This is a genomic window from Methanoregula sp. (genome assembly GCF_049686655.1).
Classification (GTDB): Archaea; Halobacteriota; Methanomicrobia; order Methanomicrobiales; family Methanospirillaceae; genus Methanoregula.
This window is the reverse complement of record NZ_JBAVIG010000079.1, coordinates 17,768-31,215: the sequence shown is the minus strand read 5'-3', so window position 1 is coordinate 31,215 and position 13,448 is coordinate 17,768. Positions and strand designations below refer to the sequence as shown.

Below are 13,448 nucleotides of genomic sequence, written 5' to 3'. Positions count from 1 at the left end.
ATTTAATCTCTGCTTAAAAGGTTTGTGGGGACCGGACCGGTTTTGTCGCAGAATATCCCGCTAAATCGGATTAGGAGCGCGAATCGCCGAACTTTTTCCGGAGATCCCTGCGTAGCAGCTTCCAGCCATGGACCCGGGGCAACAAGTCGGTGAACAGGAATTTCCGGGGAATCTTGTATCCGGCGAGATGTTCATGACAAAAAGCCTCGAGTTCCGGCCCGGTTACAGGGGCACCGGGCTTTGGCACTATGGTCGCAACCGGGACCTCTCCCCTCCGCTCATCAGGCACACCGAACACTGCCACGTCCGCAACGGCCGGGTGACGGATGAGAACATTCTCCACTTCCGTGGGATAGATCTTCCAGCCGGACATGATGATCATGTCCTTCTTCCGGTCAGTGATGCATAGGATCCCGTCAGTATCCAGGTTCCCGATATCACCGGTCAGGAACCAGCCGTCCGGGCGGAATACCTCGCGGGTTGCTTCCGGCTGGTTCCAGTACCCCAGTGCTACGGACGGGCCCCGGAGAGCGATCTCCCCGTTCTCGCCCGGGGCTAACTCTTTTTCAGGATTTTCCGCGTCCACGATCCGGAGTTCGGTATAACCCACCGCCACACCCACACTCTGGTATTCTTTCGTGAGATGAGGGTACTCCGGGAGGGTGGTCGTGCCGGCCCCGATCACGATCGTCTCCGAGAGGCCGTACGAGTTCGCAACCGGGATATGGTAGCGGTGGTCAAAAGCGGCCCAGACTGCCGGGAGGAGCTGCCCCCCGCCCGAAATGATCACCCGTGCGTGCCGGAGCCGCTGCCCGGTGCCGGGTTCAGCGTGGACAAGCGAATGGATGACCGGGGGCATACCGGCAAGCACAGTCACCTCGTACTGCTCAGCCAGCGTAAGGTAGCGCTCGAGCTCGAACCGCTCCATCATAACGTAGGTGCCCCCGGCCCGGATCATCGCAAGTCCCCACGAGAGCCCGACATGCCCCATAGGGTATATACCAAGGTAGACATCCACCGGCCGGAGCCGGAGGGCGTCGCGTTCGGTATCGAGTGCGGTCATCCAGGCACCGTGGGTGAGCATGGCACCTTTCGGTTTCCCGGTCGTGCCCGCGGTGTATTGGATGTGGCAGAGATCCTCGGTGGAGCAGTTCTCCGCCCGCATATTCTCCGGGGCCGGGGGAAACGATTCCCATCCCACGGAACTCCCGGTGGCACCCCCGATGCAGATCACGTGAGAGAGACCGGGGACTTTTGCCCGGATGCCATTGATCACGCCTTCTCCCTGGCAGTCCGTGATTACGGCACAAGCGCCGGCATCGTTGAGCACGTGGAGCAGTTCCTCGCCGCGGTACACGATATTGGTCGGTACAGCCACGGCACCTATTCGCCAGAGGGCGAAGTAGCTGATCAGGTACTCGGGCGAACTGTCGAGATAGATGCAGACCGGGTCACCTTTCTTCACGCCGATATTCCGGAGGCCGAGGCCGATGCGGTCCATCTCGTCCCTGAGCCGGCCGTAGCTGTACGTCTCGTTCCGTGAAGGACAGATGAGTGCGGGCTTGGCCGCGGGAACGCTTTTTGCATCCAGGAGCGTGGTGACGTTGGACATGGGTACTGCCTTTTGCAGGTAAAAGTTGGGCGCTGGTGTATATAGGTGTTCATTATGCTGATGCCGGCACTGCAGGCACTGCGATCTCCGGGAAATCCCCAGGGCATGCCAACCTATTTCTGTATCCTGCCCCGATTAATCAGTCTGAACAATATGGCAGACGAACCTCAGCAGACGCAGACACCGGCAGAACCCGCACGGCCCCCGCAGTCCCAACAATCTTCACCGTCCCGACAGGCACTGCAGGCACCCCGGGAGGGTAGCGGCCAACGGAATGATCGCAGCCGCCGGCACCAGGGGGGACAGAGGCACCATGTCCGGAGGGATCACCCCCAGCGGCCGCCCCAGGAGAGCACCAGGCCGGCAGATGCACCGGAGAAAGAGGAAGGGCTCGACGATGAGGAAGAGACCGAGAATGATCGTTCCTCCTCCAGGCAGCGGCACCACCGGGGTGGCAGGCCGCCTAAGAGAATAATCGAAGAGTGGGCAAACGATATCTACTGCGAATAACGCGATTCTCCCGGCAGTGATAGAAAAAGAACCCGTAAAAGGTTCTGCACTTTTTTTTCCATCGTGACAGCGGGGATAGTCGGATGCCCGTGACTTCCCGGTATGCATCATTATTATGCACACGTACTCTACCGGAAAACAGGAGTTGTGTTCTGCCGGTCCCGTGCCTGGCTGGCAGAGAATAACCTGAGATCCAGCCAGAGACTGGTCAGCGGGCCGGGTTCCTGTCCCGGCAGGCACAGGTTGGATCCTGACAAACCGGAGGCCGGGCCCCCGTATTCCTTCCCGGGCGTAGTGCTCAGGTAAGGTGGGCAGGTGGAGTTCTGTCCCGGGCTCGTTACTGCAACGACCGGGCGGAGGTACTGGTAGAGGCCGGTGCGGTCGTACGGGTGTTCCACAAGGTAGTTGTGGAGTATTGCGTACTTATCGTACTCCTGTTCGATGGTCTCATTACAGCTCGCGTTCCCGTACGTGCAGTTCCCCATATTCATCCGGAGTCCCGCAATTTTTTCATCGATTTCCTGCCGCTCGCCAAGAATGAAACCGGTCTCGTCTGCACTTGTATAGGGCGTTGTCCCGGACCCTATCCGTATCACGATGGGTGTGCTGTTGAGGATTGACACATTCTCAGGCTGGCCGTCCTTCTCGTATTTTTCTGACAGGATAAGCTTCCTGGGCACTTCGCCAACAAGGGCCGTATACGTAGTCTCAATGTACATATAACCCGTAGCCCGGTACTGATCGCTCTCGTTCCGGACACCTACTGCCATATGATGCTCGGGGATGAAAAGGAATAGCACCACATCGTACCCCTCACGTGAGAGAAGCCCGGCAAGCAGCACACTCTTATCATCACAATCGCCGGTGCCATCGACAACCGTCTCCACCGGGAAACGCGGTGGGTTATCCGGGTGAAGGCCCGCTACCTCGTCATAAGGGAGATCCTGGACAAAGACGGTCATCAGTTCGAGGTATTCGTCATCTGTGAGATTGTACTTAGAGCGGACGGCCCGAAACTCCTGCAGGAGGCCGTCGTACAAGGGTTCCTGCCGGGGATCGTTGACAAATGCCTGATAATACCCGGGCGCCAGTTCTTCAACCGGGCTGCCCGGCGGGGCAACCGCGTACTTGATCCCATTCCGTGCCCCCTCATACAGGGCAGTACTCACGTTTGCCCGGATCGTGATGTTCTCTTTCCCGAACCGGAAGGTGAATGTCTTGTTTATCGTACCGGGCCGGTGGTTGTCGGAAATCGACGGGTAGGTAACATCCGGAAGTGATGTGGCTGTCGGATACAGGAAAGCCGGTGTCTGGTTACCGGCCGACAGGTTCCCGGACATCGTGGATCCCTGAGCCGGGGGCGTAACCTGAACGCTGGCCGGGGGAAGTGCAGCGGACTGGGGGAGGACAAGGGGCAGGCAAAGCAGAATAAGGACGAGGATGAGCGCGAAGTGTTCCGGGGAGTGTGGGTGGGAAACTACGGCTCCGGACCCGTACCAACCGTGAGACCGGGATCCAGGGGCGCTGGTGGTGGTGGATACCGGTAATCCGGGGATCACAATCCGCCCACCCATGCGCCCACCCGTGCCATTATACCGCACCTGAAATGCCCCGTTGCAGGCTCTTCAAGGATCAAAAAAGAGATGACGGGGATCGAAGCTTCAGGTTGAGCGCAAAAGAAAGTTTTGAGACGGATCCCGGTCGAACGCATCGGTTTTTTCTCCCCGGGCAATCCCGGCCAAAAAATTACTGGTATTCCGGCGGCTGGACCTGTTTTGGCAGCCCGCCTTTGAAGTGCTGCTGGATCTTATCGTAATATTGTCGCAGGTTATCGTTCATGGTCGGGTGGACCTTCTTCTGGGCATTCTCAAAGTGTTTCCTGCTCACGGTCGAGACACCATCCCGGAGGGCAAGCATACCGGCTTCCCGGCAGAGTGACTCGAGGTCCGATCCAACGAAACCCTCTGTCACGCCACCGAGGTCCGTGGCAAGGAGTTCCCGGGCCGGGTCTGCGAAACTGATATTCTTCTCAGCGAGCAGCTCCAGGAACCGTCTCCTCCGGGCACCCGGGGGAAGGCCGGTGCTGTCCTCTTTTGCGGGGGCCAGGGACGCTTTCACGTTATCAGCAGTGACTGTCTTGTCCCTGCCGAGCTGCTCGACCAGTTCCCCGAGCGCATCTTCGTTAAACCGTTCGGTCAGCTGGATAATCTCATCGAGAGTTGAATCTTCAACCGGCATGAACCGGGTGTGGATACCGATGATCTTCTTCCGGTCCTCAAGGCCGGGCTCGCCAATGTAGACCAACCTGTCGAACCGGCCTGCCCTCAGGAGGGCCGGGTCCACGATGTCCGGGCGATTGGTTGCTCCCATGACAACGACGTCCTTGAGTTCCTCGAGGCCATCCATCTCAGTCAGGATCTGGTTGAGCACATTATCGGATACGTGCGAATCGCTGCTCGTGCCCCGGGCGGGGGCAAGCGCGTCGATCTCGTCAAAGAAGATGATCGCGGGGGAGACCTGCCGGGCCTTCTTGAATACCTCCCGGACTGCCCGCTCGCTCTCGCCTACCCACTTGGAGAGGAGCTGGGGCCCCCGGACCGGGATGAAGTTGGCACCGCTCTCGCTCGCCACAGCCTTTGCGATCAGGGTCTTTCCTGTGCCAGGCGGGCCATAGAGAAGGATGCCACGCGGGGGCTCGATCCCGAGATCCTCGAACTTCTGCCGGTCGGTGAGCGGGAGCTCGATCGCCTCCCGGACTTCGGTCTTGGCAGATTCGAGACCTCCCACGTTCTGCCATTTCACGTGCGAGACCTCGAGCATCACTTCGCGCATCGCGCTCGGACCCACATCGCGCTGGGCGCTCCGGAAGTCGCTCGCGTAGACCTTGAGGTTGTCCAGGACTTCTGCCGGGATCTCTTCTGCATCAAGGTCCAGGTCGGGCAGGTATCGTCGCAGGGCACGGATCGCTGCTTCGCGGGCAAGGGCTGCAAGGTCTGCCCCGACAAACCCGTGGGTCTGCTGGGCGAGCACTTCAAGGACTACATCCTCGGAAAGCGGCATACCACGGGTGTGGATCTTCATGATCTCGATCCGGTCTGGTTCACTCGGTACTCCAATCTCGATCTCCCGGTCGAACCTGCCGGGCCTTCTGAGGGCCGCATCGATCGCGTCGACGCGGTTCGTGGCACCAATCACGACGACCTGTCCGCGTTCCTCGAGGCCGTCCATCATCGTTAAGAGCTGGGCCACGACCCGGCGCTCCACTTCCCCGGTCACTTCCTCGCGCCGGGGGGCGATGGAGTCCAGTTCGTCGATGAAGATGATCGAGGGTGCGTTCTCGCGGGCCTCCTCGAAAACCTCGCGGAGCCGCTGTTCGCTCTCCCCGTAATATTTTGAGATGACCTCGGGGCCTGCGATCGAGATGAAGTGCGCACCGCTCTCGCTTGCAACAGCCTTTGCAATAAGTGTTTTACCGGTGCCCGGCGGCCCGTAGAGAAGGACACCCTTGGGCGGCTCGATCCCGAGCTTCTGGAAGAGCTCCGGGTGACGGAGAGGCAGCTCGATTGTTTCGCGGAGTCGCTGGAGCTCGTCCTTGAGCCCGCCGATATCCTCGTACGAGAAGCGCTTGATCCCTTCGAATCCCACGGCGGGCTTGTCTGAGAACTCGATTGAAGTATTCTTGGTGATAATGACAGCTTCCGCCGGCTCTATCTCGACGACCTTGAAGGCCACGATCTGGGGCTGGATGAAGGGCAGACCGAGCATGATCGGCACGGAGTCGTTCTGTGCGATCGGGAAATCGATCAGACCGTTCACCACGTGCGGGTTGTTCGCAATCGGGATCTTCTTGGGCAGGTCCTCAGGGGGTGCGAGCACGACCCTTTTCGCCTCGATCTCGTCCGTAATCTTGGTGATCTTAACCGTGTCCCCGATACTGACACCGGCATTGAGCCGGGTGAAGTTGTCGATCCGGATCTTGCGCTGGTTCCAGTCCTCGACGAGGGCCCGCCAGACCTTTGCTACCGTCCGGCGCTTTCCCTCGATGGCTACAAGATCGCCGGGAGAGATCTTGAGTGCGAGCATTGTCTCGGGATCCAGACGGGCCTTCCCGCCACCCTGGTCACCGGGGTATGCGGAATCCACCCTTAATTGCACTTCAGGCATTACCTTAAAGGTCATATACGCAGGGATTTATAAGTACTGATAATGAGGGTCCTCATACTTGATCCATTCCACGGGGCGGCAGGAGACATGGTGACTGGTGCCCTGCTGGACTGCGGAGCGGACAGCGATGTCGTTATGCGTGCGATGAAAGCGGCCGTGGCAGAGCCTTCGATCACGCACGTCACCCGGGCCGGGATCCGTGCACTCAAGGTCGATACCCAGGTAATGCCAGCTCACAGGACGCTGGATGAAGTACTGAAGCGGCTGGACGAGGCTGCACTTCACGTTCCGGCTCCGGCGCTCGCTATGGCCCGCCGGGTATTCGGGCGGATCAATGCGGCTGAGGAGGAGGTGCACGGGACCCGCGTCCACTTCCACGAAGTCGGGGCCGATGACGCGATCGCGGATATCATCGGGGCCTGCACCGCCCTTTACACGCTCGGCGTCGGTGGCGTGAAGATCCTGCCGGTAACGCTCGGCCACGGGACCGGTATGGGTTCACATGGTACCTTTCCGATCCCGGCACCGGCAACTGCCGCAATCCTCCGGAACTCCGGGCTCGCCACAGTCTCCGGCCCCCATGCCGGAGAGCATTGCACGCCAACCGGGGCCGCCCTCCTTGCAGAATTTGCCACGCTGGGCGTTGAGGCTGCGATCCTGCCGGCCTATACGATACAGGCAGTCGGGTACGGGGCAGGCACCCGCGATCCCCAGCATACTCCTAATGTACTTCGGGCAATGATCGTGGAGACGATCGAATCCGCTGCTTCAGCCGGTGCGGCCGGGCTGCCTGAGGACGCCGTGGACCTGCTCGAGACGAACGTGGACGACGTAAGCGGGGAAGTGATCGCCCATGCGATCGGCCGGTTCATGGACGCCGGTGCACGGGATGCGAGTGCGACGCCGATCATGATGAAGAAGGGCAGGCCGGGCTTTTTGATCAAAGTGATCAGCCTGCCAGAAACCAGTGCCCGGCTCGCAGAGCTGATGGCATTGGAGCTCGGTACGCTCGGTATCCGCTGCATCCCGGCGGTCCACCGGTTTATCGCGGAACGGACGATCGGCGAGGTCGAAGTCGAAATCGCCGGGAAGCGCCGCAAACTGCCGGTGAAGTATGGGTGGATGCACGGCTCCGTATATACTCTGAAAGCTGAATTCGGACCGGCCCGGGATTTTGCCGCAGAGACCGGCGCACCGGTCCGGGACGTGCTCTGTCTCGCTGAAGAGCGTGCGTGGAGCGAAATGAGGACTGAAAAGTCCGGGAAAACAGGGCAAAGTAACTGATCCACCGCTGAGCGCCCCGGGCTCATCCGGGTCCAGGATATTTCCGGGGAAAGGCCGCTCCGATCTTTTTCACGACAGGGCCATGTCGCCCTGTTCACCGGTCCGGACCCGGATGGCGCTAATCATCGGGCAGATGAAGATCCTGCCATCGCCATGCCGGCCGGTCTGGTTGGCATTTACAATTGCCTGGACGATCGATCCGACATCATCGTCGTACGCAATGATGATGAGCATCCGCTTTGGCAAAAAACCGAACCCGTATTCTTTTTCCGGGGGAAATGAGTCCCTGGATATTTCTTCCCCGGAACCGGCCGGGATACCGGTGCCTTCAGTATTCATCAGCTGCATCCGGAGGTTCCGGTTCAGGACACCGCCAAGTTCCCGGGCACTGACTGAACTTTTCTGCTGGCCGCGGCCGGTGACGTAAAGGAATGTGATGCCCCGGATTCCGGTCTTTTCCAGAACGGTCTTTGTCTCCTCGACGCATTCATCCCGGATGATGGCTATAATCTGCTTCATGCCTTGGACGATCCGGCCGTTTTCCCGGCGGTTCTGATCGCAAACGAATCTTCGACATAGGTGATGAAGATCTTCCCGTCACCGATTGTTCCTTCTTCGGGAGCGTTCTTTGAGCCGGTCTTCGCTTCGGTCCTGATGATCATGACCGCTTTGGCCACTTCGCTGTCCGGGACTACGATCATGAGCATCTCCTTTGGAATTTCCGTGTAATGAACAGAGCCAAAAGTTATACCCATCTCCCTGCCATGACCTGTCACGTGGATGCGGGTCATTCCACCAATCCCTGCATTGTCGAGCGCGGTTATCACCCGTTGTGCAGACTCCGGCCGTATCACTGCCCAGATCATCTTCATGGGAAACCCTCACTATTATGATGATATTGTGACGGAGTGTTCCTGACATCCAGGAGCAGTTCAATGGAATACGCCATTGTGCAATAATTCCAGCTCATCATAAAAGAATCCGGGGCAGACTACCGTACATATCGTTTCTGGCATTTTTTGTTCTGGTATAAATCCGACATCTGAAGGCCGGCAGGGGTGTGAACCCCCGGGCCGGCGTGGGGAGAGATTGATGATAGCTGCTACTGGTGCATGTGTTTCCGGTTACACATCCGTTTCACCGGTGCGGATCCGGATCGATCTCTCAACCGGGATAATAAAGATCTTCCCGTCGCCAATCTTCCCGGTCCGGGCCGATTCGCTGATGGTTGCGATCACTGCATCAACATCTTTCTCTTTTATCACGATCTCGAGCTGGATCTTGGGCAGCATGTCGACGGTCATCTTGCCTCCGCGGTATTCCAGGGAGATGCCTTTCTGTTCGCCCCGTCCCCGGACTTCGGTGATGGTCATACTGATGAAGCCTTTATCTTCCAGCGCTTTTTTGACGAATTCGAATCGTTCTGGTTTGAGGATTGTTTTAACCATTTTCATGATGATCCCTCCAGCTCAGCAGCGCTCCCCGTGTTGGGAGATGTCGAGACCGACATATTCTTCCTCTTCAGTGACTCGCAGCCCGATCGTTTTGTCGAGAATGAGTGCGAGGATGTAAGTGACCACGAATGCATACACAAGGGCTGCGCCGGCACCGACACACTGGGCTATGAACTGGTGTACATTGCCTTCGAGCAGACCAGAAGCACCGTTAACTGCTGCTGCTGCAAAAATACCTGTCGCGAGTGCGCCCCAGAGACCGCCCATGCCGTGGACCGCCCATGCGTCGAGGCTCTCGTCAACACCCCATTTCTGGCGGAAGAGCATCAGGCCGTAGCACAGCGCACCGGCCACAGCACCGATAACGATGGACGACATAGGTGTCACGTAACCAGCTGCAGGTGTGATTGCGACCAGGCCCGCTACTGCACCGGAAATAAACCCGAGCGAACTCGGTTTACCACCGATGTACCAGGAGACGAGGAGCCATGTCATTGCCGCTGCTGCCGTCGCCGTGTTGGTAGTGACGAACGCGTTGACGGCAAGACCATTTGCTGCCACGGCACTTCCAGCGTTAAACCCAAACCAGCCGAACCATAGGAGGGCTGCACCAAGGATAGACCACGGGATATTTGCCGGTTCCATCGCGTACTTGCCGTACCCGACACGTTTTCCAATCACGAGAGCTATTGCGAGTGCCGCAAAACCTGAGCTGATGTGGACAACCGTCCCGCCGGCAAAGTCGATCGAGCCGAACTGCGAGGTCCAGCCGCCGCCCCATACCCAGTGGGCGAGCGGGTCATAGACAATTGTGGTCCAGAGGGCCGCGAAGATGAGGAACGAGCTGAACTTAATACGTTCTGCAAATCCCGAGGTCACGATCGCCATGGTAACCGTTGCGAAGACGAGCTGGAAAACCATGTACAGCATTCCCGGGACAAGCGGGCTGTACGGCCCGGGATCCATGCCCACGTTATTCAGTCCGAGGTACTGTAAGTTGCCAATGAATCCGCCGACATCCGGACCGAATGCAAGCGAGTACCCGATCAGCACCCATTGTATGCTGACGAGTGCAAAGGCAACGAACGACAACGTGATCATGTCGATGAAGTTTTTCTTCCGGACAAGACCACCGTAAAACAATCCCACGCCCGGCGTCATGATCATGACGAGCGCCGTTGAGACGAGGACCCATGCTGTTGCTCCTGTGTCAATAGCCATTCATTTCACCTGTGATGAAAGATTTGAGATTCGCACCTGACCGAGGAATCATTGGTCCCGATCCGGTGGCACTGATCAATCAAGGATTCCGGCATCAGACTGTACGCCGCACTGCCGTAATCCCGGATCTTCAGGAAACTGATGCCTGCCTGCGTAACGGATGTCATCATTACCATCTTCCTGCTCCTGATCCTTTGGTAAATTTTTGCAAATTGTAGGAAAGAACTTTCGTTCTTATCTATTTAAATTTTATTATTGATCGTTTTTTGTCAGATAAGGACCGGAAGGAGATCCGTTTTCTCATGTTTATGTCAATCTGAATGTGATCGTTCGAGAATTTGAAAAATATCTTGAGCCGGAAAAATTTCAGAAGTTTAGAACAGGATAATGCGCGTGAGAAACGAATAATTTTTCAACAGCGGATTAATATATTACTGGACGTAATGCAGATTAAAGGGTCTGAAAAACACCTGCCACATAAAATAACCGCTGTACCGGTATTCCGGCTTTATAAGATATAGGATAATAATATTCCAGAAGGTGAACGATTCTGGCTCAAATTATTTATTACCGGAAATTGCCGGCAGGATTATTCGGAAAAATCATGACGGGTAACAACGTATGAAAACCAGCAGGAAGAGCAGTGGAAATGCAGCACTGGATACCCTTCTTGGCGGAGGTCTTGAAGAACGGGCCGTCACCCAGTTTTTTGGTGAGCCCGCCAGCGGTAAAAGTACATTATGTACTATTGCGGCCGTTTCTGTTCTTCGTTCCGGCCAGGCGGTGGTATATATCGATTCCGAAGGATTTTCCATTGAGAGGTTCCGCCAGATTGCCGGTGCGGATACTGAAAAACTCGCCGAACACCTTTTCCTGTTCGAGCCCATCGACTTCGAACACCAGGGATCCATGATTCTGGAAGTCGAAAAGATCCTCAAGGCACACAAGACCGGTATTCTCGTAATGGACTCTGCCACCGCTCTTTACCGCACCGATCTTGAGAAAGGCCGGGACGCTATGCAGGCGTTGACCAGGCAGATGATCCACCTGCTTGGGTACGCCAAGAGATACGAGATCCCGGTCCTCATCACCAATCAGGTATACATGGACACCACGAAAAACATCTTCTACGGGTTGGGAGGGACCGCACTCGAACACCTTTCCAAGGCGATTATCCGTCTGGAAAAGACGGAAACGCCCGGATTACGGAGGGCCCGGCTTGTCAAACATCGCTCCCGGCCGGAAGGGGCCTTCTTTGAATATGAGATTGTCGAGGACGGAATCCGGGCGCGACCATAACCTACCTATATATTTCCAATCATTACTTAATCTTCATTTTTTTCATAAATATCCCGGAATTGCAATCATTATCTCTTCCGGAGCCAAATAATTGGATACTCCATGGCAATGATGAGGGAAATCACCAACCGGATTATTGACCTCCTGAAGAAAAATCCGCAGGGACTTAGTATCACCGAGATTGTCAGGATCGGCGGTGTTAACAGGAACACGGCAGGGCGTTACCTGGACAACCTGCTCATCTCCGGGCAGGTTGAGATGCGCCATTTTGGCATGGCCAAAATCTATTCGATCTCCCGACGATTGCCTCACAATTCAGTTCTCTCCATCTCATCCGAATTTGTTATGCAACTAGATAATGGCCTTCGTATAGTTTTTCTCAACCAGCCCTTCCTTGACCTGATGGCTGTAAGTGAAAGAGAGATCGTGGGGAAAAACATAGAATATACAACCTTGGCCCTGTTCTTCGAAGAGGTATTCCCGGACCTTCTTGCATGGCTAAAGGAGGGGCTTGCCGGAACGGAATCCAAAAGTGAACTGCGACTCATAAAACAGGATTTGACATTTTTCTGCCGTATTGCTCCGACAGTTTTTAACAACGGGCAGAAAGGGGTCTCAGTTATATTCGAGGATATCACCAAGCGAAAACAGAACGAAGATCGCCTGAGGGAGAGCGAATCAAGACTTCGTAGTATTATCCGTGTCGCCCCCATCGGTATTGGTATGATCTCAAACCGAGTCATACTTGAAGTGAACGACCAGTTCTGCCGGATGACCGGCTACGAAGCCGGGGAACTTGTAGGAAGATCCAGCCGGGTCTTTTATCGAACCGATGAACAATTCATTCTAGCAGGTGACCGTATGTGGGCCCAGATAAAGAAGGCCGGGACCGCTTCAGCGGAAACAGAATGGATTAAAAAAGATGGCGGAACCGTAAATGTCATCCTCTGTTCAACCCCGTTAAGTCACAGTGATCTTTCTGCGGGATTCACAGTTACTGCCCTTGATATTTCTGACAGGAAAAAAGCGGAGGATGCACTGCGAGAGAATGAGGAGAAGTTTCGGACCCTTTTCAATAATGCCAATGACATGATCACCCTTCATGGGTTCAATGAAAACGGGATGCCCGGCCCTTACGTCGAAGTGAATGACGTGGCATGCAGGAGGTTGAAATATACCCGTGATGAACTTCTCAGGAAATCGCCTGGGGATATTGTAGCACCGGAATCCCTCAACATGATAGCCCAGAATGCCCGATCCCTCCGTTCTACAGGCCATGCCACATTCGAGATGGTCCACCTGACAAAGGATCACCAGAGAATTCCAGTGGAGATCAGCGCGCATCTTTTTGATTTCCGGGGAAAACCCCATGTCCTCGCCATAGTCCGGGACATTACCGAAAGGAAGCTGGCTGAAGAAAAGTTAACGCAAAGCGAGCGGCAGTACCGGCTCCTGGCTGACAATTCAATCGATATTATCAGCAGGCTGACACCTGAGTGCGTCCTGACCTATGTCTCTCCGGCAGTAACTCCGGTTCTGGGATATAGCGAGGCGGAGGTAGTGGGCAAATCCATACTCGAACTGATCCATCCGGAGGACCTTGAACAGGTGAAACGTGATCTTGTTGCTATCCCCTCTCAGAGTATCAACACCTGGACATCAGTGTTCCGGTTCCGTCACCGGTCCGGGCAGTATATTCCCTTCGAATCCTCAACAAAAATTATCAGGGATGAAAAGACCGGACAGATCCGGGAATTCCTGAATGTGACGAGAGATATCACCGGAAGAACCTCCCGTGAACGCGGATAGTTTTTCCGTAAATGGTAGGGTCCGTACGTATATTTTCCCGCCGGGATCTGTGCCAGATTCAGTTTGGGCATGAAAATAAAAAATGTAATCATTAA

At 56.0% G+C, this 13,448-nt stretch carries 12 protein-coding genes; 4 read left to right on the top strand and 8 right to left on the bottom strand.

Annotated elements, in window-relative coordinates; translation table 11 throughout:
* Positions 1 to 70 precede the first annotated feature (70 nt).
* Positions 71 to 1,612 (bottom strand): class I adenylate-forming enzyme family protein, encoded by a 1,542-nt coding sequence (locus tag WBL42_RS11745; protein ID WP_424721471.1) that lies wholly within the window; start codon positions 1,610 to 1,612, stop codon positions 71 to 73.
* A 153-nt stretch (positions 1,613 to 1,765) separates the two neighbouring features.
* On the opposite strand from WBL42_RS11745, the gene WBL42_RS11740 reads away from it, so the two are divergent.
* On the top strand, positions 1,766 to 2,122 hold the full coding sequence (locus tag WBL42_RS11740) for a hypothetical protein (RefSeq protein ID WP_424721470.1): 357 nt from the start codon (positions 1,766 to 1,768) through the stop codon (positions 2,120 to 2,122).
* 128 nt (positions 2,123 to 2,250) lie between these two features.
* Here the strand turns inward: WBL42_RS11740 and WBL42_RS11735 are convergent, their stop codons facing one another.
* Together WBL42_RS11735 and WBL42_RS11730 are read right to left on the bottom strand one after the other, a co-directional pair.
* Positions 2,251 to 3,696 carry a hypothetical protein gene (locus WBL42_RS11735; protein WP_424721469.1) on the bottom strand — a complete coding sequence of 482 codons (1,446 nt, stop codon included), beginning with the start codon at positions 3,694 to 3,696 and terminating at the stop codon, positions 2,251 to 2,253.
* A gap of 172 nt (positions 3,697 to 3,868) precedes the next feature.
* Complete coding sequence (locus tag WBL42_RS11730; protein ID WP_424721468.1) at positions 3,869 to 6,286, bottom strand: CDC48 family AAA ATPase; 2,418 nt, start codon at positions 6,284 to 6,286, stop codon at positions 3,869 to 3,871.
* Positions 6,287 to 6,328: 42 nt separating this feature from the next.
* Here WBL42_RS11730 and larC point away from each other — a divergent pair, with 42 nt between their 5' ends.
* A complete protein-coding gene (gene larC / locus WBL42_RS11725; protein WP_424721467.1) occupies positions 6,329 to 7,570 on the top strand; it encodes a nickel pincer cofactor biosynthesis protein LarC in 1,242 nt (413 codons plus the stop codon).
* 69 nt (positions 7,571 to 7,639) lie between these two features.
* Here the strand turns inward: larC and WBL42_RS11720 are convergent, their stop codons facing one another.
* From WBL42_RS11720 to WBL42_RS11700, 5 genes are all read right to left on the bottom strand, one after another.
* Positions 7,640 to 8,089: a P-II family nitrogen regulator gene (locus WBL42_RS11720; RefSeq protein ID WP_424721466.1), complete on the bottom strand. Its 450-nt coding sequence runs from the start codon at positions 8,087 to 8,089 to the stop codon at positions 7,640 to 7,642.
* Positions 8,086 to 8,442: a P-II family nitrogen regulator gene (locus tag WBL42_RS11715; protein ID WP_424721465.1), complete on the bottom strand. Its 357-nt coding sequence runs from the start codon at positions 8,440 to 8,442 to the stop codon at positions 8,086 to 8,088. Before WBL42_RS11715 ends, WBL42_RS11720 begins: the two co-directional genes overlap by 4 nt.
* Before the next feature lie 252 nt (positions 8,443 to 8,694).
* Positions 8,695 to 9,024: a P-II family nitrogen regulator gene (locus WBL42_RS11710; RefSeq protein ID WP_424721464.1), complete on the bottom strand. Its 330-nt coding sequence runs from the start codon at positions 9,022 to 9,024 to the stop codon at positions 8,695 to 8,697.
* A gap of 15 nt (positions 9,025 to 9,039) precedes the next feature.
* Positions 9,040 to 10,245 (bottom strand): ammonium transporter, encoded by a 1,206-nt coding sequence (locus tag WBL42_RS11705; RefSeq protein WP_424721463.1) that lies wholly within the window; start codon positions 10,243 to 10,245, stop codon positions 9,040 to 9,042.
* 5 nt (positions 10,246 to 10,250) lie between these two features.
* Positions 10,251 to 10,421, bottom strand: a complete 171-nt coding sequence (locus WBL42_RS11700; protein ID WP_424721462.1) for a hypothetical protein — start codon at positions 10,419 to 10,421, stop codon at positions 10,251 to 10,253.
* Between the two features lie 445 nt (positions 10,422 to 10,866).
* Here WBL42_RS11700 and radB point away from each other — a divergent pair, with 445 nt between their 5' ends.
* Positions 10,867 to 11,544, top strand: a complete 678-nt coding sequence (gene radB, locus WBL42_RS11695) for a DNA repair and recombination protein RadB (RefSeq protein ID WP_424721461.1) — start codon at positions 10,867 to 10,869, stop codon at positions 11,542 to 11,544.
* A 102-nt stretch (positions 11,545 to 11,646) separates the two neighbouring features.
* Positions 11,647 to 13,353 carry a PAS domain S-box protein gene (locus tag WBL42_RS11690; RefSeq protein ID WP_424721460.1) on the top strand — a complete coding sequence of 569 codons (1,707 nt, stop codon included), beginning with the start codon at positions 11,647 to 11,649 and terminating at the stop codon, positions 13,351 to 13,353.
* The last annotated feature ends 95 nt before the right edge of the window (positions 13,354 to 13,448 follow it).